The sequence below is a fragment of the Paraburkholderia phytofirmans genome, from assembly GCF_046028095.1.
Lineage (GTDB): Bacteria > Pseudomonadota > Gammaproteobacteria > Burkholderiales > Burkholderiaceae > Paraburkholderia > Paraburkholderia phytofirmans_A.
This window is the reverse complement of record NZ_JAQQDJ010000005.1, coordinates 357,550-377,672: the sequence shown is the minus strand read 5'-3', so window position 1 is coordinate 377,672 and position 20,123 is coordinate 357,550. Positions and strand designations below refer to the sequence as shown.

General features: G+C 64.0%; 17 protein-coding genes. 16 read left to right on the top strand and 1 reads right to left on the bottom strand.

From position 1 onward, the window contains the following. Window positions 1-4 precede the first annotated feature (4 nt). The 4 genes from PQR54_RS17490 (at window position 5) to rlmD (ending at window position 4,452) form a co-directional block, all read left to right on the top strand. Window positions 5-946: a peptidoglycan DD-metalloendopeptidase family protein gene (locus PQR54_RS17490; protein ID WP_408247768.1), complete on the top strand. Its 942-nt coding sequence runs from the start codon at window positions 5-7 to the stop codon at window positions 944-946. Window positions 947-957: 11 nt separating this feature from the next. Next, window positions 958-2,040, top strand: a complete 1,083-nt coding sequence (gene rpoS, locus PQR54_RS17485) for an RNA polymerase sigma factor RpoS (RefSeq protein ID WP_408247766.1) — start codon at window positions 958-960, stop codon at window positions 2,038-2,040. Window positions 2,041-2,044: 4 nt separating this feature from the next. Next, window positions 2,045-2,821 carry a 3'-5' exonuclease gene (locus PQR54_RS17480; protein ID WP_408183239.1) on the top strand — a complete coding sequence of 259 codons (777 nt, stop codon included), beginning with the start codon at window positions 2,045-2,047 and terminating at the stop codon, window positions 2,819-2,821. A gap of 212 nt (window positions 2,822-3,033) precedes the next feature. Then, window positions 3,034-4,452 (top strand): 23S rRNA (uracil(1939)-C(5))-methyltransferase RlmD, encoded by a 1,419-nt coding sequence (gene rlmD / locus PQR54_RS17475; RefSeq protein ID WP_408247764.1) that lies wholly within the window; start codon window positions 3,034-3,036, stop codon window positions 4,450-4,452. Between the two features lie 121 nt (window positions 4,453-4,573). On the opposite strand, the gene PQR54_RS17470 is transcribed toward rlmD, so the two are convergent. Then, the gene (locus PQR54_RS17470; protein ID WP_408247762.1) at window positions 4,574-5,434 is read right to left on the bottom strand and encodes an outer membrane protein assembly factor BamD; all 861 of its coding nucleotides are present in this window, start codon (window positions 5,432-5,434) and stop codon (window positions 4,574-4,576) included. Between the two features lie 38 nt (window positions 5,435-5,472). Between PQR54_RS17470 and PQR54_RS17465 the strand changes: the two genes are divergently transcribed. The 12 genes from PQR54_RS17465 (at window position 5,473) to PQR54_RS17410 (ending at window position 20,087) form a co-directional block, all read left to right on the top strand. Then, window positions 5,473-6,768, top strand: coding sequence for an RluA family pseudouridine synthase (locus PQR54_RS17465; RefSeq protein WP_408247760.1), 1,296 nt, complete (start codon window positions 5,473-5,475; stop codon window positions 6,766-6,768). Continuing rightward, window positions 6,765-7,622 carry a peptidoglycan editing factor PgeF gene (gene pgeF / locus PQR54_RS17460; protein WP_408247758.1) on the top strand — a complete coding sequence of 286 codons (858 nt, stop codon included), beginning with the start codon at window positions 6,765-6,767 and terminating at the stop codon, window positions 7,620-7,622. Before PQR54_RS17465 ends, pgeF begins: the two co-directional genes overlap by 4 nt. A 641-nt stretch (window positions 7,623-8,263) precedes the next feature. Then, window positions 8,264-10,087, top strand: coding sequence for a class I poly(R)-hydroxyalkanoic acid synthase (gene phaC / locus PQR54_RS17455; RefSeq protein ID WP_408247756.1), 1,824 nt, complete (start codon window positions 8,264-8,266; stop codon window positions 10,085-10,087). 136 nt (window positions 10,088-10,223) lie between these two features. Further along, the gene (locus PQR54_RS17450; RefSeq protein WP_408247754.1) at window positions 10,224-11,405 is read left to right on the top strand and encodes an acetyl-CoA C-acetyltransferase; all 1,182 of its coding nucleotides are present in this window, start codon (window positions 10,224-10,226) and stop codon (window positions 11,403-11,405) included. A 182-nt stretch (window positions 11,406-11,587) separates the two neighbouring features. Continuing rightward, window positions 11,588-12,328: a 3-ketoacyl-ACP reductase gene (locus PQR54_RS17445; protein WP_012432856.1), complete on the top strand. Its 741-nt coding sequence runs from the start codon at window positions 11,588-11,590 to the stop codon at window positions 12,326-12,328. 131 nt (window positions 12,329-12,459) lie between these two features. Further along, window positions 12,460-13,089: a polyhydroxyalkanoate synthesis repressor PhaR gene (gene phaR / locus PQR54_RS17440; protein ID WP_408247752.1), complete on the top strand. Its 630-nt coding sequence runs from the start codon at window positions 12,460-12,462 to the stop codon at window positions 13,087-13,089. A gap of 278 nt (window positions 13,090-13,367) precedes the next feature. Continuing rightward, the gene (locus PQR54_RS17435; RefSeq protein WP_408247750.1) at window positions 13,368-14,390 is read left to right on the top strand and encodes a tRNA dihydrouridine synthase; all 1,023 of its coding nucleotides are present in this window, start codon (window positions 13,368-13,370) and stop codon (window positions 14,388-14,390) included. An 81-nt stretch (window positions 14,391-14,471) separates the two neighbouring features. Further along, window positions 14,472-15,857, top strand: a complete 1,386-nt coding sequence (gene rimO / locus PQR54_RS17430) for a 30S ribosomal protein S12 methylthiotransferase RimO (RefSeq protein WP_408247748.1) — start codon at window positions 14,472-14,474, stop codon at window positions 15,855-15,857. A 3-nt stretch (window positions 15,858-15,860) separates the two neighbouring features. Further along, on the top strand, window positions 15,861-16,811 hold the full coding sequence (locus PQR54_RS17425; protein WP_408247747.1) for a sugar kinase: 951 nt from the start codon (window positions 15,861-15,863) through the stop codon (window positions 16,809-16,811). Window positions 16,812-16,879: 68 nt separating this feature from the next. After that, complete coding sequence (gene bktB / locus PQR54_RS17420; RefSeq protein WP_116141158.1) at window positions 16,880-18,064, top strand: beta-ketothiolase BktB; 1,185 nt, start codon at window positions 16,880-16,882, stop codon at window positions 18,062-18,064. Between the two features lie 49 nt (window positions 18,065-18,113). Then, window positions 18,114-18,764, top strand: coding sequence for a hypothetical protein (locus PQR54_RS17415; protein WP_408247744.1), 651 nt, complete (start codon window positions 18,114-18,116; stop codon window positions 18,762-18,764). Between the two features lie 138 nt (window positions 18,765-18,902). Then, window positions 18,903-20,087, top strand: coding sequence for a cystathionine beta-lyase (locus tag PQR54_RS17410; RefSeq protein ID WP_408247741.1), 1,185 nt, complete (start codon window positions 18,903-18,905; stop codon window positions 20,085-20,087). Window positions 20,088-20,123 lie beyond the last annotated feature (36 nt).

Below are 20,123 nucleotides of genomic sequence, written 5' to 3'. Positions count from 1 at the left end.
ACCGATGAGTATGTTGCGCGCGATGCGAAGAACCAGCCTGAATGTCCCCATGACCGTAACCCAGCGCAGCGTGTGCGTGCTCGCCTTGTCCCTGTTGATGACGGCCTGCGCATCCCGGCTCGATCAGGCGCCGGTCGTCGACCGCTCCGGCGGCGGTGTGCTCACCACGCAAGGTGCGCAGCCGGCGGTGCCGCTCGGACCGCCGCCGCCGGGCTACTATCGCGTGAAGCCGGGCGACACGCTGTATCGGATCGCGTTGGAGAACGGTCAGAACTACCGCGACATTTCGGCGTGGAACAATCTCACCAACCCGAATCAGATCGAAGTCGATCAGTTGCTGCGCGTCGTGCCGCCGGGTGCGAACACCGCGGCGTTGACGCCGGGCGTCTCGACCGCACCGATCGGCAGCGGTGGTGCGGTGCAGAGCGCACCGCTCGGCAGCACGCCGTCGGCGGCCGGGACTGCTGGCGCAGCCGGTGTGGCGGCGCCGCCCATCTACGGTTCGACGACGAACAATGCGTCGCTGACGCCGCCTGCCACCCCTGGCGCGGCCAGTGATTCGAACGCCGGCGCGTCCGGCAACGTGGCCTTCGCGTGGCCGGTGCGCGGACCGCTGCTCGGCACGTTCAACGACTCGACCAACAAGGGCGTCAATATCGGCGGCGCTGCGGGAGATCCGGTGAAAGCGTCGGCGGACGGCCGCGTGGTTTATGCCGGAAATGGGCTGCGTGGTTACGGCAATCTCATTATCATCAAGCATGATGCAACTTATCTCACGGCGTATGCACATAACCGCTCTTTGATGGTAAAAGAGGGGGACGCGGTGACGAAGGGGCAGAAGATCGCCGAGATGGGCAATAGCGATTCCGACCGTGTGATGTTGCATTTCGAAGTTCGCCGGCAGGGTAAACCTGTCGACCCACTGAAGTATTTGCCGCCGCAATAAGCGATACGACCATGCCGAAATCGAAGCGCCGCCCGCCGCAAGCCGAGTCTGAGAAGACCAGCCACGCTATGTCCGCTTCGGTCGACGAAAGCGGCGCTTCGGAAGTGGAAGAGGAGATCGCCGAGGAGCGCGATCTCGACGAACGCCAGGGCGGCGCTGACGAAGCCGGCGAGACCCGTGAAGGCGCGGCTGAAGCCGCGCCGGACGCGGACGATTTCCGCGCGCTGCTGCAAGCCGAGCTGACGGCCGACACGATTCAGCACTACCTGAATCGAATCAGCGTCAAGCCGCTTCTGACCGTCGAGGAAGAGCAGAAGTATTCGCGTCTTGCCAAGGCGGGCGAGTTCGAAGCGCGCCAGGTCATGATCGAGCGCAATCTGCGGCTCGTCGTCAGTATCGCGAAGGGCTATCTGAATCGCGGCGTGCCGCTGCTCGATCTGATCGAGGAAGGCAACCTCGGCCTGATGCACGCCATCGAAAAATTCGATCCGACGCGCGGCTTCAGGTTTTCTACTTACGCCACGTGGTGGATCCGCCAGAGTATCGAGCGCGCCATCATGAACCAGGCGCGCACCGTCCGTTTGCCGGTGCACGTGATTCGCGAGCTCAATCAGGTGCTGCGCGCCAAGCGCCATCTGGAAAAAAATTCGATGAATTCTGGCGAGGCCGCCGAGCGCCGCGACGCCAGCATCGACGACATCGCCTATCTGACTGGCAAGACCACCGACGAAGTCACCGACATCCTCGCGCTGAACGAACACACTGCGTCGCTCGACGCGCCGCTCGATCTCGATCCGGCGAGCAGCCTGCTCGATCTGCTGTCCGACGACCAGAGCCAGTCGCCGGATGCGGAAGTGCAGCACCGCGAACTGGAAACGCTGACACGCGCGTGGCTGGCTCGCCTGTCGGACAAGCATCGTCATGTGATCGAGCGCCGCTTCGGCCTGAATCATATCGAGCCCGCCACGCTCGAAGAGCTGGCCGACGAAATGGGCCTCACGCGCGAGCGTGTGCGCCAGATCCAACAGGAAGCGCTCGTGCGGTTGAAGCGCTTCTTCGCCTCCAACGGTGTTCGGAAGGACGCCGTTCTATAACCTGATGACACCGATTCTTGTTTTCGACATCGAGACGATTCCCGATGTCGCCGGCATTCGCCGCCTCGAAGATTTGCCCGCCGACCTGAGCGACGCCGAAGTCGCCGAGCATGCGTTCGCCGCACGCCGGGAAAAGACCGGCAGCGATTTCCTGCCGCATCATCTGCAACGGATTGCGGCGATTTCCTGCGTGTTCCGCGACAACAACGGCTTCCGGGTGCGCTCGCTCGGCACGCTGGAAGACGGCGAGGCGGCGCTGGTGCAGTCGTTTTATCGCGTGATCGAGAAGTACACGCCGCAGCTCGTGTCGTGGAACGGCGGCGGCTTCGACCTGCCGGTGCTGAACTACCGCGCGCTCGTCAACGGCATTCCCGCCTACAAGTTCTGGGATCTCGGTGAGGACGACCGCGAGTTCAAGTGGAACAACTACATCAGCCGCTATCACGCGCGTCACACGGATCTGATGGACGTGCTCGCCATGTACCAGGCGCGCGCCAACGCGCCGCTCGACGCGCTCGCCAAGATGTGCGGCTTTCCCGGCAAGATGGGCATGGACGGCAGCCAGGTGTGGCACGCGTATCAGGAAGGGCGCATCGAAGAAATTCGCAATTATTGCGAGACCGATGTCGTCAATACGTACTTGCTCTATTGCCGCTTCCAACTGATTCGCGGCGCGTTTTCGCCCGCGGAGTATGCTGACGAGATCAACCTGGTCAAGAACGCGCTGGCGCTGGAAACGGCGCCGCAATGGGCGGAGTATCTGGCGGCGTTCGACCAGTAAGCTGCTTGCGGTCGGGGCGTGACGGGTTTGCCCTGCGGCGGATTGCAGGGCCGCTGCGGCCCTTTCGTTCATGATGCAAGGCGCTCATCTGCGGACTCACGCTGCATCCGGCCTCGACCTGCGTGGGGCCGTTCCCGCCGCGCCGAATGATAGCCAGGCGCGGCGCTTCGTCTACAATCTCGCCTTTCCCCAAGTTTGTCAGGAAGTCGCAGGTGTCCCGAACTGCCCCCCATCGCCGCGCGCCGAAGCGCTCCAAGACGCCTCCGCCCGCGCCGGCACACGTCGTCACCGGCAACGAACCGGTCATCGAAATCGTTTCGCTCGATATGGAAGCGCGCGGCGTCGGCCGCACCGAAACCGAAGACGGCACGTCCGGCAAGGTCATTTTTGTCGAAGGCGCGTTGCCCGGCGAGCGCGTCAGCTATTCGACGCATCGCAGCAAGCCCAAATTCGAGCAGGCCGAAGTGGTCCAGGTGTTTCGCGAAAGCGTGATGCGCACCAAGCCGAAATGCACGTACTTCGATATCTGCGGCGGCTGTTCGATGCAACATCTCGACGTTCGTGCGCAGGTGGCCGTCAAGCAGCGCGTGCTCGAAGACAACCTGCAGCATCTGGCGAAGCTGCGCCCGGAAACGGTGTTCCGGCCGATTCACGGACCTTCCTGGGGTTATCGCTACCGAGCGCGTCTGGCCGTGCGTTTCCTGCCGGAAAAGGGCGGCATGCGCATCGGCTTCCATGAGAAGAAGAGCAGCTACATCGCCGACATGAAAACGTGCGAAGTGCTGCCGCCGCACGTGTCGGCCATGCTGATGCCGTTGCGTTTCATGGTGCGCAAGCTGTCGATCTACGACCGTATGCCGCAGCTCGAACTGGCGGTGGGCTCGTCGGTGACGGCGCTGGTGGTGCGCAATCTCGAGCCCATCACGGCCGCGGACGAGCAGGTGCTGCGTGATTTCGCCGACCAGCACAACGTGCAGTTCTGGTTGCAGCCGGGCGGCCCGGATACGGTCACGCCGTTCTATCCGCTCGACGTGCAGCTCGACTACACGCTGCCGGAATACGACATCCGCATGCCGTTCAAGCCGACCGATTTCACCCAGGTGAATCACGCCATCAACCGCGTGCTGGTGAGCCGCGCGCTGCGCTTGCTGGCGCCGGCGCGCACGGATCGCGTGCTCGATCTGTTCTGCGGGATCGGTAACTTCACGCTGCCGCTCGCGCGGATTTCAAGGGAAGTCGTGGGCATCGAAGGCAGCGAGGTTTTGACCTCGCGCGCGCTGGCCAATGCCGGGCTGAACGGCGTGGCGGGGCATACGTCGTTCGCGTGCCGCAACCTGTTCGAAGTCACCGCCGACGACATGCGCGCGCTCGGCCACTTCGACAAGTTCCTGATCGATCCGCCGCGCGAAGGGGCGCTTGCCGTCGCCAAGGCGCTAGTAGAGATCGCGCAGAGCGGCAATGGACCACTGCCTAAGCGCATCGTCTACGTCTCGTGCGCGCCGGCGACCCTCGCGCGCGATGCCGGTCTGCTCGTGCATGAGGCGGGCTATCGGTTGGTGGGGGCGGGCGTGGTCAATATGTTCCCGCACACGTCGCATGTGGAGTCGATTGCGTTGTTCGAGCGGGATTGAGGCGCGCCGGCGCGCGGCGTCTTGGCGAAGTAAGGCAAGGTAACGCAACGCACAAACAAAAACGCCACGACCGAAGTCGTGGCGTTTTTTCTTCCCGCTGATTCTCAGTACGTGGTGAAGCTTAGAACTGCCACCACGACTTTTCCGTACCCGGCCGTGCATGACCCGTGATGTACGGGCTGTCGGGGAAGGTGCCGGCCAGCACGCGCTTCGTGTCGTCGGCCAGTTGCGGCTGGTTCAGCCTCTCATACGACAGCATCATGATGTGCAGTGCGTCTTCGATAGCCGGTGCGTTCTTGTATTGCGTGAGCGCCAGTTGCGCGCGGTTGATCGCGGCGACATAGGCGCCACGACGGTAGTAGTAATCCGCCGCATGGACTTCGTGCGACGCCAGCGCGTTCACGATATAGCGCATGCGTTGCGCGGCGTCCGGCGCATACTTGCTGTTCGGATACTTGTCCACCACGACCTTGAACGCGTCGTACGACTCGCGCAGCGACTTCGGATCGCGTTCGCTCATGTCCTGGCCGGAGAAGCGGCCGAACAGACCGAGGTCGTCGTTGAAGTGGATCATGCCTTTCAGGTAGTACGCGTAAGCGATGTCCGGATGATCCGGGTGCAGCTGGATGAAGCGGTCGATAGCCTGGTCGGCGGCGGCGTTTTCGTTGTCTTTCCAGTTGCAGTACGCGACGTTGATCTGCGCCTGCTGGGCGAAGTGGCCGAACGGATCGCGACCCTCGAGCATTTCGAAGTACTTGGCGCACTTGCCGAAGTCACCACCGCTCAGGGCGTCGTTCGCCTCCGTATATAATTTGTTGTTGTTCCACGTTGCCGTCTCGTCGGTCTTTTCCGGCAGGCCGTGGCAAGCCGCAACAACGGCGACGGCTGCGGCGCACGCAATGTATCCGGCCACTTTCCGGGCCGCCTTCTTGATGGCCGCCAAATTGATCGCCGCTTTAGTGATGGTGTTCAAGGCTCGCATTTTCCAGTCTAGCTTTACGTCCAGGTGACCCAGACTCAATGACCCGCTCAAATACTCCAGGCGCCGCAACCGGTGCCGGGAATAGCAACAAAGATTATAGCGTAAGCGCTGACCCCTCCGACGCGTTGGGCGTCGATTCCCTCGACGACGATCTCGGCAGCGACGCGCTCGTCGCCGCCGCTCTGCCCAGCCATGTGCCGACCGTGGCGAGCCGCGTGGCGGACGAAACGCCGCGCAGCGTCGTCGTGCCCGACGAGTTGGCCGGCGAGCGCCTCGACAAGGTGCTCGCGCGGGTTTTTCCCGAGTTCTCGCGCAATCGCCTGCAAAGCTGGATCGAGGCCGAGCGCGTGCGGATCGACGGCAAGCCCGCGAAAATCCGCCAGCCGGTGCCGCTCGGCGCGACCATCGAGCTCGTGCCGGATCTGCTGCCCGAACAGCTCGCGTTCACGCCGGAGCCGGTGCCGCTCGAAATCGTCTACGAAGACGACACGCTGGTGGTCATCAACAAGCCGGCCGGCATGGTCGTGCATCCGGCGGCCGGCAACTGGAGCGGCACGGTGCTCAATGGCCTGCTGTACCGCTACGGCGACGCCGCCGCGGGCCTGCCGCGCGCGGGCATCGTGCACCGGCTCGACAAGGAAACCTCCGGCCTGATGGTGGTGGCGCGCACGCTCGAGGCGCAGACCGACCTCGTGCGCCAGTTGCAGGCGCGCACGGTGAAGCGCCGCTATCTCGCGCTGGTATGGGGCAACATGCCCGAAGAAGGCACGATCGACGCGCCGATCGGCCGCGATCCGCGCGAACGCACGCGCATGGCCGTGGTCACGAGCGCGTCGGGCAAGCCCGCGCGCACGCATTTCCGGCGAGTGGATTCGGCGATCTGGCAGCGTCAGCCGGTCACCGCGATTCATTGCGATCTGGAAACCGGGCGCACCCATCAGATTCGCGTGCATTGCGCGCACATCGGTCATCCGCTGCTCGGCGATCCGGTGTATGGGCGCGCGCGCGGCAAGCGTTCGGTCACGCCGCTGCCCGACGGTTTCGCGCGCCAGGCGCTGCATGCATGGCGGCTCGGCCTGATTCATCCGCAGACCGGCCGCACGATGCAATGGCGTGCCGATGCGCCGGCCGACATGGAGGCGCTGTCGGCGGCGCTCGGACTCGGCCGCGACGACGCGGGCGAGTTCGACGAGACGTACTATGAGGAAGACGACTACGACGCGTCGCCCGACGAGGACGCCGATGAAGACGGCGCCCTGGATCACGACGACGCCGACGATGAATCGCACGACCACGCCGATCACAACGATCACGACGAGGACGACCACGCATGACTGTGCCCGAACTGAGCTTTGCCGATGTCGTGCAACCCGCATGGAATGTCTCGCCGCGCGTGCGCGCGCTCGTCACCACGCGTGACGGCGGCGTGAGCGAAGCGCCGTTCGGCCGCTGGCAAAACGGCGTGGATTTGCCCGGCGGCCTGAATCTGGGCATGAAATCCGGCGACGATCTGGCAGCGGTCGCGGCCAACCGTGAGCGTCTATTGAAGCTGGCCGGCGTGAGCGAGGCCGCGTGGCTCGAACAGATTCACGGCGCCGGCATCGTGCGAGCGGAAGACGTGCTCGCGCAAGCGCACGCGAACGGCACACTCACGCGCGCCGATGCCAGCGTCACCGATTGTCCCGGCACCGTGTGCGTTGTGATGGTGGCCGATTGCATGCCGGTGCTGTTCTGCGACGAAGCGGGCCGCGCGGTCGGCGCGGCGCACGCTGGGTGGCGCGGACTGGCGGCGGGCATCGTCGAACAGACAGCAGAGCGCGTCGCCGAACTCGCCGGTGTGGAGGCGGGGGCATTGCACGCTTATCTCGGTCCGTCGATCGGTCCTGACGCCTTCGAAGTCGGCGCAGACGTGCGTGACGCCTTCATGAACGGCGTGGGCAACGCACAACGCGATGCGACGGCCAACGCCTTTGTCGAGCACCCGCACAATCCCGGCAAATATCTCGCCGATCTCCCGGCGCTAGCGCGTTTGCGTCTGCAGCGGCTGGGCGTGACGCGCATTGTCGGCGGCGATCTCTGCACGGTCACGCAACGTGAGCGTTTCTATTCCTATCGCCGCGATCGCGAGACCGGCCGCATGGCCGCGTTGATCTGGCTCGACGATCAGGCGCAGTCGATCGCGGACTAACTCGCGCCGCGCACAATGCGCGGCGATTTTTTCGCGATACTCAACACACCCATGCCCGCATGCATGACGTCGACACGGCGCGACGCCATGCATGCGGGCATGCTTGTCTGAGCATTGTCACGTCTCGCATGACCCTTGCCCGCGAACGCCGTATGAGGGTTTGTTCGGAGATGGCATAGGCGTTTTTGCTGCACTGCCGGAATTCGGCACGCTGGCGTGAATCTGCCGCCAAAACTGTCCGCGCGCGAACGGATAAATGCACATAAGCCTATGCAATTTGGGAGCTTTTTTCGTTCTCGTGTGCGTCGAACCAGGCATGTTCCAAAAGCGCGATCTTCTACACAGGGAAAACGATAATTAAAAAACTATCGCACTGCGGCAAAATCGGGAACAAGCATTGACATGCCTTGCGATGGGGAGCAAGAATGTTCCTCACGGCTCCTCGTACAAGGGACAGGGCGTGACGAGGTCGCGAGCAATTTGCTCTCGTGCGCACGAACCTGCCTCTCAACCCGTCCGCAAGGACTTACCGGTCAAAAGCAGGTATGGCAGCTTCACATCCCTCAGCTTCCCCCAGCACGGACTCCTCGACGGAGCACACGCAGCAGGCCGGTACGAGCGGTGCAACACCGGCCGCAGGCATGCAGCAGTTTGTCGACGCCTGGATGAACGCATGGCGTTCGCTCGGCACATCGCCCGGCGGCAGCGGCATGCCTTTCGCCATGCCGCAGATGCCAATGCCTCAAATGAGCTTGCCGCAAGGTTTCCCTCAGATACCGTCGTTTCCCGGCATGCCGGACTTCAGCAAGCTGGCGGCGGGATCGATGCCTGGCATGCCGTCCTTCGCCGGCCTGAATATTCCGACCGCAGCCATTCCTTCCGAGCGTCTGCAGAAGTTGCAGGCTGATTATTCGCGCGAGGCAATGGAGCTGATCCAGCAAGCCACCACGTCAGCCACTCAGGCGCCCCAACTCAAGGACCGCCGCTTCAGTTCCGACGCATGGAGTTCGGCGCCGGCCTACGCGTTCACCGCGGCGTGGTATCTGTTGAACGCGCGCTATCTGCAGGAAATGGTCGACGCGCTCGACACCGAACCCAAGGTGCGCGAGCGCATCCGTTTCGCTGTTCAGCAATGGACCGCGGCAGCCTCGCCGAGCAACTTCTTCGCCTTGAATCCGGAAGCGCAAAAGACCTTGCTGGAAAGCAAGGGCGAGAGCCTGCGCCAGGGCGTGATGAACCTGCTCGGCGACTTGCAGCGCGGCAAGATCTCGCAGACCGACGAATCGGGCTTCGTGGTCGGTGAAAATCTCGCGAACACCGAAGGCTCGGTCGTGTTCGAAAACGACCTGATGCAGGTGATCCAGTACAAGCCGCGCACGGCGACCGTGCGCGAGCGGCCGCTTCTCATCGTGCCGCCTTGCATCAACAAGTTCTACATTCTCGATCTGCAGCCGGAGAATTCGCTGGTCGCTCACGGGCTCGATTCGGGACACCAGGTGTTCCTGATTTCGTGGCGCAACGCCGATCAATCGATCGCGCATAAAACGTGGGACGACTACATCGCTGAGGGCGTGCTGACCGCTATCGATACGGTCAGCAAGATCAGCGGCCGCGAGCAGATCAATACGCTCGGTTTCTGCGTCGGCGGCACGATGCTCGCCGCGGCGCTGGCGGTGGCCGCGGCGCGCGGCGAACATCCGGCCGCGTCCATGACGCTGCTCACCGCCATGCTCGATTTCTCGGACACGGGCGTGCTCGACGTGTTCGTCGACGAACAGCATGTGCAGATGCGCGAACAGACCATCGGCGGCAAGAACGGTTCGCCGCCGGGGCTGATGCGCGGCATCGAGTTCGCCAACACGTTCTCGTTCCTGCGCCCGAACGATCTGGTGTGGAACTACGTCGTCGACAATTACCTCAAAGGTCGCACGCCGGTGCCGTTCGACCTGCTGTACTGGAACAGCGATTCGACCAGCCTGCCGGGTCCGATGTATGTCTGGTATCTGCGCAATACCTATCTCGAGAATCGTCTGCGCGAGCCGGGTGCGTTGACCACATGCGGCCAGCCGATCGATCTGTCGAAGATCGACGTGCCCACCTTCATCTACGGTTCACGCGAAGACCATATCGTGCCGTGGCAAACGGCGTATGCGTCGGTGCCGCTCCTCAGCGGGCCGTTGAAGTTCGTGCTTGGCGCGTCGGGTCACATCGCGGGTGTGATCAATCCGCCCGCGAAGAAAAAACGCAACTTCTGGATGCTGGAAGGCGACGTCAAGACGCTGCCGGAGAACCCGGAAGAATGGCTCGATCAGGCGACCGAAGTCCCCGGCAGCTGGTGGCCCGAATGGACCACATGGCTCGACCAGTACGGTGGCAAGAAGGTGAAGCCGCGTGCCACGGCAGGCTCGGCTGACTTTCCTGTGATCGAGCCGGCGCCGGGACGTTACGTGCGCCAACGGGAGTAGGTTCGAACGCGCTTCATGGCGCGGTTGTTTGCGGTGTGAATGAGCGTCTGATTGAGTTGGCGCGTGACTAAGAGCAACGAGATTTTTAACTTGACGGGCAGCGGCGCATGCGGCCGACCGCCCGGAGGATATGGAAATGACTGATGTTGTGATCGTATCGGCCGCCCGTACGGCAGTGGGCAAATTCGGTGGGTCGCTGGCGAAGATCGCCGCACCCGACCTCGGCGCCACGGTGATTCGCGCGGTCCTCGAGCGGGCCGGTCTGAAACCGGAGCAGGTGAGCGAGGTGATCCTGGGTCAGGTGCTCACCGCTGGCTCGGGCCAGAATCCGGCGCGTCAGGCTGTGATCAAGGCCGGCTTGCCCACGGCTGTGCCCGGCATGACGATCAACGTGGTGTGCGGCTCCGGCCTGAAGGCCGTGATGCTCGCAGCCAATGCCATCATCGCGGGTGACGCGGATATCGTGGTGGCCGGCGGTCAGGAAAACATGAGCGCGGCGCCGCACGTGCTGCCGGGTTCGCGCGACGGTTTCCGCATGGGCGACGCGAAGCTGGTCGACTCGATGATCGTCGACGGCCTGTGGGACGTCTACAACCAGTACCACATGGGCGTGACGGCTGAGAACGTCGCCAAGGAATACGGCATCACGCGCGAGCAGCAGGACGCGTTCGCGGCGCTGTCGCAGAACAAGGCGGAAGCCGCGCAGAAAGCGGGCCGTTTCGACGACGAAATCGTGCCGGTCGAAATTCCGCAACGCAAGGGCGAGCCGCTGCGTTTCGCCACTGACGAATTCGTGCGCCATGGCGTGACGGCTGAGTCGCTGGCCGGCCTGAAGCCGGCGTTCTCGAAGGAAGGCTCGGTGACGGCGGCTAACGCGTCGGGTCTGAACGACGGCGCGGCGGCGGTGCTGGTGATGTCGGCGAAGAAGGCCGAAGCGCTCGGCCTCAAGCCGCTCGCGCGCATCAAGGCATACGCCACCTCGGGTCTGGATCCGAAGGTGATGGGCATGGGCCCGGTGCCGGCCTCGCGCCGCTGTCTCGAACGTGCTGGCTGGACGCCGGCCGATCTGGACCTGATGGAAATCAACGAAGCGTTTGCCGCGCAGGCGTGCGCCGTGAATCAGCAAATGGGCTGGGACACGTCGAAGATCAACGTGAACGGCGGCGCGATTGCGATCGGCCATCCGATCGGCGCGTCCGGTTGCCGGATTCTCGTCACGCTGCTGCACGAAATGCAGAAGCGCGATGCGAAGAAGGGTCTGGCGTCGCTGTGTATCGGCGGCGGCATGGGTGTGGCGCTGGCGCTCGAGCGCGCCTGAGCAAGGGCGCGTGGCGGGCGCCGCGGGCGTCGGCCATGCGTCGAACGGAACGTTGCCGCGCGCTGTGGCGCGCGGTCAGCGGAGGCCTCGTCAGCCGGTCGCCCGGCGGCAGCGGAGATGAAGCACAGGCGAGGAATGAGGCAGCCACTTGGCGCCTCGAAAACGATAACGGAGTGTAGGTTATGACACAGCGAATTGCGTACGTAACGGGCGGGATGGGTGGCATCGGCACGAGCATTTGCCAGCGGCTGCACAAAGAGGGCTACAAGGTCGTCGCGGGCTGCGGCCCGAACTCGCCGCGCCGCGTGAAGTGGCTCGAAGAGCAGAAGGCCCTGGGCTTCGATTTTGTCGCGTCCGAAGGCAATGTCGGCGATTGGGAGTCGACCAAGAGCGCGTTCGACAAGGTCAAGGCCGAAGTGGGCGAGATCGACATTCTGGTGAACAACGCCGGCATTACGCGCGACGTCGTGTTCCGCAAGATGACGCACGAAGACTGGACGGCGGTGATCGACACCAACCTGACCAGCCTCTTCAACGTCACCAAGCAGGTGATCGACGGCATGGTCGAGCGCGGCTTTGGCCGCATCATCAACATTTCGTCGGTGAACGGCCAGAAGGGCCAGTTCGGCCAGACCAATTACTCGACCGCGAAGGCCGGCATTCACGGCTTCACGATGTCGCTGGCGCAGGAAGTGGCCACCAAGGGCGTGACGGTCAACACCGTGTCGCCGGGCTACATCGGCACGGATATGGTCAAGTCGATCCGCCCCGACGTGCTGGAAAAGATCGTCGCGACGATTCCGGTGCGCCGTCTCGGCCAGCCGGACGAAATCGGCTCGATCGTGGCATGGCTGGCATCGGATGAATCGGGTTTCTCCACGGGCGCTGATTTTTCGCTGAACGGCGGTTTGCATATGGGCTGAGTCAGCGGCGCGCCGCTCACAAGGCAGCGCGCTTCGGCTCAGATGGTTCGGCGGCGTCTCGACTGCGCAAAGGCCCGATTGCGCAGCCGCTGACGCCGTTTCCGCGCTCAACTTGCGCTCAAAGGCGTTACATGACCACTACTACAAAGAAAACAGCCGAACGACTGATCAAGAAATATCCGAATCGTCGGCTCTACGATACCGAGACAAGCACGTACATCACGCTGACGGACGTCAAACAGCTCGTGTTGGATCAGGAGGATTTCAAGGTCATCGATGCGAAGAGCAACGAGGATCTGACGCGCGCCATCCTGTTGCAGATCATTCTCGAAGAGGAGAGCGGCGGCTTGCCGATGTTCTCGTCGTCGATGTTGTCGCAGATCATCCGCTTCTACGGTCATGCGATGCAGGGCATGATGGGCACGTATCTGGAAAAGAACATTCAGGCCTTCATCGACATTCAGGCGAAACTCGCCGACCAGTCGAAGAACCTGTACGAAGGCAAGGCGATGAACCCCGAAGTCTGGTCGCAGTTCATGAACATGCAGGCGCCGATGATGCAGGGCATGATGACCAGCTACATCGAGCAGTCGAAGAACATGTTCGTGCAGATGCAGGAGCAGATGCAGAACCAGGCGAAATCGATGTTCGCCACGTTCCCGTTTACGCCGGGCGGCGCGGTCAATGCCGGCAATCCTGGAAATGCGCCGGCCAATCCGCAAGGCAGCGCGGAGGTTGATCCGGAGGCGGAGAAGAAGTAGGGCGATCAGGCGAGCGGGGCGTTCCGCCGTTGGGGCGTCGTCGGGAAGCGCCCCGGAGTTTTAACGCGTCGCAAGCGCGGCCTTCGCCAGGACTGGGCGGCCGGCTGCGGCCGATCCGTTGCCGGCGCGGTACAATCGCGGGCTGCGTGTGTGGGGCATTTCCTCGGAGAGGGCGCTCTGGCCGCCAACCTCATCCCCATTCCGACCGTCGATCTCATGTTTTACGGATGCCCCGTTTATCCTCAGGAAATGCGCCACTTCCCGGCGCCCATTTCCGCATGAGCCGCCTCTATCTCGCCCCCATGGAAGGTCTCGCGGACTACGTCTTGCGGGACGTGTTGACCGGCATCGGCGGATTCGACAGATGCGTGTCCGAGTTCATTCGCGTGACGGGCTCGGTGCTTCCTACCCGCGTCTACGAGCGGGAAGCCCCCGAGGTGCTCGACGGAGGCCACACGCCGAACGGCACGCCGATGGTTGTCCAACTGCTCGGCAGCGACCCCGAATGGATGGCCCTGAACGCGGCCCACGCGGCCACCTTGTCGCCGCATGGAGTCGATCTGAACTTCGGATGTCCCGCCAAGGTCGTGAATCAGCACGGTGGCGGAGCCATGCTGCTGGCCGACCCTGAACAACTGAACCGGATCGTGTCGGCGGTACGCGCCGCGGTGCCGGCCGGCATCGCCGTGACGGCAAAAATGCGCCTCGGCGTGTCCGACACGTCGCTTGCAATCGACTGCGCCACGGCGCTCGCGGAAGGCGGCGCGGCCTCGCTCGTCGTCCACGCCAGGACGCGCGATCACGGCTACCGGCCGCCCGCCCACTGGGAGTGGATCGCGCGTATCGACGCCGCCGTGGACGTGCCGGTCATCGCGAACGGAGAAGTCTGGACGGTGGCCGACTGGGAGCGCTGCCGCGCGGTCAGCGGTTGTGACGACGTGATGATCGGACGCGGCGCCGTCTCGGACCCTTTTCTGGCGCTGAGAATCCGCGGACTGATGGACCGCTCCCCGTCCGACGGGGACTGGCGGGACGTGCTGGGTCACATCGCCGGTTATCTGCGGAAATTGCAGGCTCGTGTCGCCTCCCGGCACGAGCATGGGCGCGTCAAAAAGTGGCTCAGCTATCTGCAGCGGACCTGGCCGCAGGCCGCCGAATTGCATGCGGCGATCCGCCGGGTGCAGGATTCGCAGGAAATTCTGGAAGTGATCGAGCGTGCTTCGGGCGTCGGTCAATTAACGGCGACACATCGATCCGGGCGCCTTTCACAGCGCGATCCAGCGGACCTCGCGGTCGTTTGAGGGCGAATATTCAAAGACTTACGAGCGGCAGCCTTGGCGAACCGCTACAATTCAAGGTTTAACGTCTTCAAGCGGTCCCCCATGTCTGCCACACCCACGATTGTCCCGACTGCCACGCCGAAGGTCGGATTCGTTAGCCTCGGCTGCCCGAAAGCCCTGGTCGATTCCGAGCAGATCATCACTCAACTGCGCGCCGAAGGTTACGAGATTTCCGGCACGTACGACGGCGCGGACCTCGTGGTCGTCAATACATGCGGCTTCATCGACGAAGCGGTGCAGGAAAGTCTCGACGCGATCGGCGAAGCGCTCAACGAAAATGGCAAGGTGATCGTGACCGGCTGTCTCGGCGCGAAGAAAAGCGCGAGCGGCTCGGGGCTGATCGAAGAAGTGCATCCGAAGGTGCTGGCCGTGACCGGCCCGCACGCACTCGGCGAAGTGATGCAGCACGTGCACACCCATCTGCCGAAGCCGCACGATCCGTTCGTCGACCTGGTGCCGGCCGCCGGCGTGAAGCTCACGCCGCGCCATTACGCGTACCTGAAAATTTCCGAAGGCTGTAACCACCGCTGCACGTTCTGCATCATCCCGTCCATGCGCGGCGACCTCGTGTCGCGCCCCGTCGCGGACGTGATGCTCGAAGCGGAAAACCTTTTCAAGTCGGGCGTGAAGGAACTGCTGGTGATTTCGCAGGACACGAGCGCCTATGGCGTCGACGTCAAATACCGCACCGGTTTCTGGAACGGCAAGCCGATCAAGACGCGCATGACCGATCTGGTCGGCGCGCTCGGCGAACTCGCCGCGCAATATGGCGCGTGGGTGCGTCTGCATTACGTGTATCCGTATCCGAGCGTCGACGAAGTGATTCCCATGATGGCCGAAGGTCCGTTCAAGGGCCACGTGCTGCCTTACCTCGATGTGCCGTTCCAGCACGCGCATCCGGAAGTCTTGAAGCGCATGAAGCGCCCGGCTAACGCCGAGAAGGTGATGGAGCGCGTGAAGAAATGGCGCGAGATGTGCCCGGATCTGACTATCCGCAGCACGTTCATCGCGGGCTTCCCCGGTGAGACCGAAGAGCAGTTCCAGACGCTGCTCGATTTCATCCGCGAGGCGGAACTGGATCGCGTCGGCTGCTTCGCCTATTCGCCGGTCGAAGGCGCGACGGCCAACGAACTCGACGGCGCGTTGCCGGACGAAGTGCGCGAAGAGCGCCGCGCGCGTTTCATGGAAGTCGCCGAAGAAGTGTCGGCGAAACGCATCGCGAAGAAGGTCGGCAAGACGCTGAAGGTGCTGGTCGACGAGATCAACGCTGACGGCGGCATCGGCCGCACCGCGGCTGACGCGCCGGAGATCGACGGCGTCGTGTATATCGCGCCGGCTGTGAAGGCGTCGAAGCGCTACAAGGTCGGCGATTTCGTGTCGGTGAAAATCACCGGCGCCGACGGTCACGATTTGTGGGGCGAGGTGTAATCGATGACGGTCAGCACGACTGCAGCGCCGCAAACGGGGCGTCCCGAGATCCTCGCGCTCGGCGAGGCGATGATCGAATTCAATCAGTCGGCGAAAGACCAGCCGAACTATCTGCAAGGCTTTGGCGGCGATACGTCGAACTTCTGTATCGCGGCCGCGCGGCAAGGCGCGCGAACCGGGTTCGTCTCGGCGGTCGGCGCGGATCATTTCGGGCGTCTGCTGGTCGATCTGTGGGAACGGGAGCAGGTGGACACGTCGCTGGTGCGCGTCGATCCGCAGGCGTCCACCGGTGTGTATTTCGTGTCGCACGGCCCGAACGGCCACGCGTTCGACTATCTGCGCGCCGGCTCGGCCGCGAGCCGCTACGCGCCGCACGATCTGCCGCTCGACGCGATCGCCGCGGCCAAGGTGATCCATCTGTCCGGCATCAGCCTCGCGATCAGCCTGAGCGCCTGCGACGCGGCGCTCGAAGCGATCGCGCATGCGCGCGCCAACGGCGTGCGCGTGAGCTTCGACACCAATCTGCGGCTGAAGCTGTGGCCGCTCGCGCGGGCGCGCGCGGTGATGCTCGAAGCCATCCGTCAGACCGATATCTGCCTGCCGAGCTGGGACGACGTCACCGACCTCACCGGCCTGACCGGTCGTGACGAGATCGTCGATTTCCTGCTGTCGCACGGTCCGAGCGTGGTTGCGCTGAAGCTCGGCAAAGAGGGCTCGTATATCGCGACGCCGAACGAGCGGCGCGTCGTGCCGGGCCACGTCGTCAATGCCGTCGATGCAACCGGTGCGGGCGACTGCTTCGGCGGCGCGTTCATCGCGCGCATAGTCGCGGGTGACGATCCATTTACCGCGGCGCGTTATGCGAACGTCGCCGCGGCGCTGTCCACGCAAGGTTACGGCGCGGTGGCGCCGATTCCTTCGCGCGCGACGGTCGAACAACTTCTGGCGGGCTGAACACACGCGCTACAGAGCGCGGCCCGCCGAGGCAAGATCATCTTGAGAGACTAGAAGAGGAGCGAGCGATGCAACGGGACGTAGTGGTGGTAAGCGGTGTGCGTACGGCAATCGGGGGTTTCGGCGGCAGTCTGAAAGACTTTTCGCCGACCGATCTCGGTGCGCGCGTGGTGCGTGAAGTGCTGGCGCGCGCCAATGTGTCGGGCGACGAAGTCGGTCACGTGGTGTTCGGCAACGTCGTGCATACCGAACCGAAAGACATGTACCTGGCGCGTGTGGCCGCGATCAACGGTGGCGTCGCGCAACATGCGCCGGCGTTGACCGTGAACCGCCTGTGCGGCTCCGGCCTGCAGGCCATCGTTTCAGCCGCGCAAAGCGTGCTGCTCGGCGACGCCGACATCGCGATCGGCGGCGGCGCGGAAAACATGAGCCGCGCGCCTTACTCCATGCCGGCCGCGCGCTTCGGTCAGCGCATGGGCGACGCGCGCCTTGTCGACATGATGGTCGGCGCGCTGAACGACCCGTTCCAGTCGATCCATATGGGCGTGACCGCCGAGAACGTCGCGCGCAAATACGACATCTCTCGCGAAGCACAGGACGCGCTTGCCCTCGAATCGCATCGCCGCGCGGCCAACGCGATCACGAGCGGCTACTTCAAACAACAGATCCTGCCGATCACAATTCCGTCGAAGAAAGGCGACGTCGTGTTCGACACGGACGAACACGCGCGCATGAACGCATCGGCGGAGGATTTCTCCAAGCTGAAGCCGGTGTTCGCGAAAGAAAACGGCACGGTGACGGCGGGCAATGCGTCCGGCATCAACGACGCCGCCGCGGCTGTTGTGCTGATGGAGCGCAGCCTTGCCGAACAGCGCGGCATCAAGCCGCTGGCGCGGCTGGTGTCGTACGCGCATGCCGGCGTCGATCCGGCGTACATGGGCATCGGCCCGGTGCCGGCCACGCGCCGCGCGCTCGAACGCGCCGGGCTGACGGTTGCCGACCTCGACGTGATCGAGGCCAACGAAGCGTTCGCTGCTCAGGCCTGTGCGGTCAGCAAGGAACTGGGCTTCGATCCGGCCAAGGTCAATCCGAACGGCTCGGGCATTTCGCTCGGCCACCCGATCGGCGCGACCGGTGCGCTTATCACCGTCAAGGCGCTGTACGAGTTGCAGCGGATCGGCGGGCGTTATGCGCTGGTCACGATGTGTATCGGCGGCGGGCAAGGCATCGCGGCGATCTTCGAACGGATCTGAAGCGCGGCATGTCGGCAGTAAGCGGTATCGAGCAATGAGGAAGGAAGGGATGCGGGAACTGAAAGCGATGAAGGGTGCGGTGCGCCGGCGCGGTTGGTTGGTGACGAGCGCTGCCGTGTTGCTGTGTGCCGGCGTAGCGGCGATGCTGCCTGCGCAGGCCTGGGCGGAAAGCGACGCGGTGAAGGAGTTGGCGGCGCCCCCGCCGATCCAGTTGCCGCTCAAGCCGAGCCCCGAATTCGCGAAGTTCCCGCGCTACGCCGGCATGCTGGGCTCGCGCCAGATCGTGCTGAAGCTCGGGCCGAAAAGCGACGACCCATCCGGCGTGCACGGCGAGTATCAGTTCACGGACACCGGCGCGGTGATCCTGATCGCGGGCGACCGCGACGGCGATACGCTTGAAGTCGAGGAATCGAACGACGGCACCCATATCACCGGCAACTGGGTCGGCAAGTTCGCGGCGGACGGCTCAGTGGCGGGTGACCGCATGAACGTCGACGATTCCGACCCGCAGCCCTTCGACCTGAAGCCACTGGCGGCAGGGCAGGCGGTCCCGCCGCCCGGCGCACCGGCGACCGCGAGTGCGGCTAATAAGGCTACGGCACAGCCTTCAGCGGGCGCTGCCACTACGCCGGCTGCGAGCGCCGCCGCCACTGGCGGCCACGCCGTGGGCGGCGTCAGCAATCTGCAAACCGGCGAATGAACCCGCAGCCGCGCGGCGCCCAACCGCTCGCACGCTGTGTCGCGAGCGAAACCCCGCCGGCTCGTCTACTCTTGCGGGTGCGGCGCGTGCCCTGAAACTGCGCCCTCCGTTCCCGTCTGCTTCTCACCAGAACTCACCATGACCCAATCCAAACACCAACGCGATCTGCAAACCCGCATCGTGCGTGCCGAGGACCAGCTCACGCCGGGCTTCGAGTCGTTCTCGATGCCGGTCACGCGGGCGTCGACGGTCGTGTTCCCCGATCTCGCCACCATGCGCGCGCTCGACTGGAAAAACGACGCGCAATGGCGCTACGGCCTGCATGCCACGCCGACTTCGCTCGCGCTGGCGCAACGCCTTGCCACCATCGAGGGCGGCAATCACGCGTTGCTGCAGCCGTCGGGGTTGTCGTCGATTTCGAACGTGTATTTCGGCCTCGTCAAAGCGGGCGACGACGTGCTGATTCCAGATAACGTCTATTCGCCGAACCGCGACCACGGCGACTGGCTGGCGCGCGATTTCGGCATCACCGTGCGCTACTACGATCCGATGATCGGCGCGGGCATCGCCGATCTGATCCAGCCGAATACCCGCCTGATCTGGCTCGAGGCGCCTGGCTCGGTGACGATGGAAGTGGCCGACGTGCCCGCCATCACTGCGGCCGCGCGCGCGCGCAACGTCGTCACGGCGATCGACAATACGTGGTCGGCGGGGCTCGGTTTCCGGCCGTTCGATCACGGCGTCGACATCTCGGTGCAGGCGCTCACCAAGTATCAATCGGGCGGCGGCGACGTGCTGATGGGCGCGACGATTACCGTCGATCGCGAACTGCATCTGAAGCTGAAGGCGGCGCGCATGCGCATGGGCATCGGCGTCTCGTCGGACGACTGCTCGCTGATTCTGCGCAGCCTGCCGACCATGCAACTGCGCTTCGAGCAGCATGACCGCGCGGCGCTCGGCCTGGCGAAATGGCTGAAGACGCGGCCGGAAATTTCAGCGGTGTTGCACCCGGCGCTCTCCGACTGTCCGGGGCATGAGTTTTACAAGCGCGACTTCACGGGCGCGGGCGGGCTTTTCTCCGTCGTGTTCGACGGCCGCTACAGCCCGGCGCAAATCGATACGTTCTGCGAGTCGCTCGAACTGTTCTCGCTCGGCTGGAGCTGGGGCGGTGCGCACAGTCTCGTGATGCCGTACGACGTCGCGTCGATGCGAACGGCAGGGCAGTGGCCGCATAGCGGAACCTTGGTGCGGTTCTATATCGGCCTCGAAGCGGAGGCGGATTTGCGTGCGGATATGGAGCAGTCTCTGGCCACGCTGGGTTAAACGTCCGACGACGTTTTTCCGTAGGAAGAGTGAGCC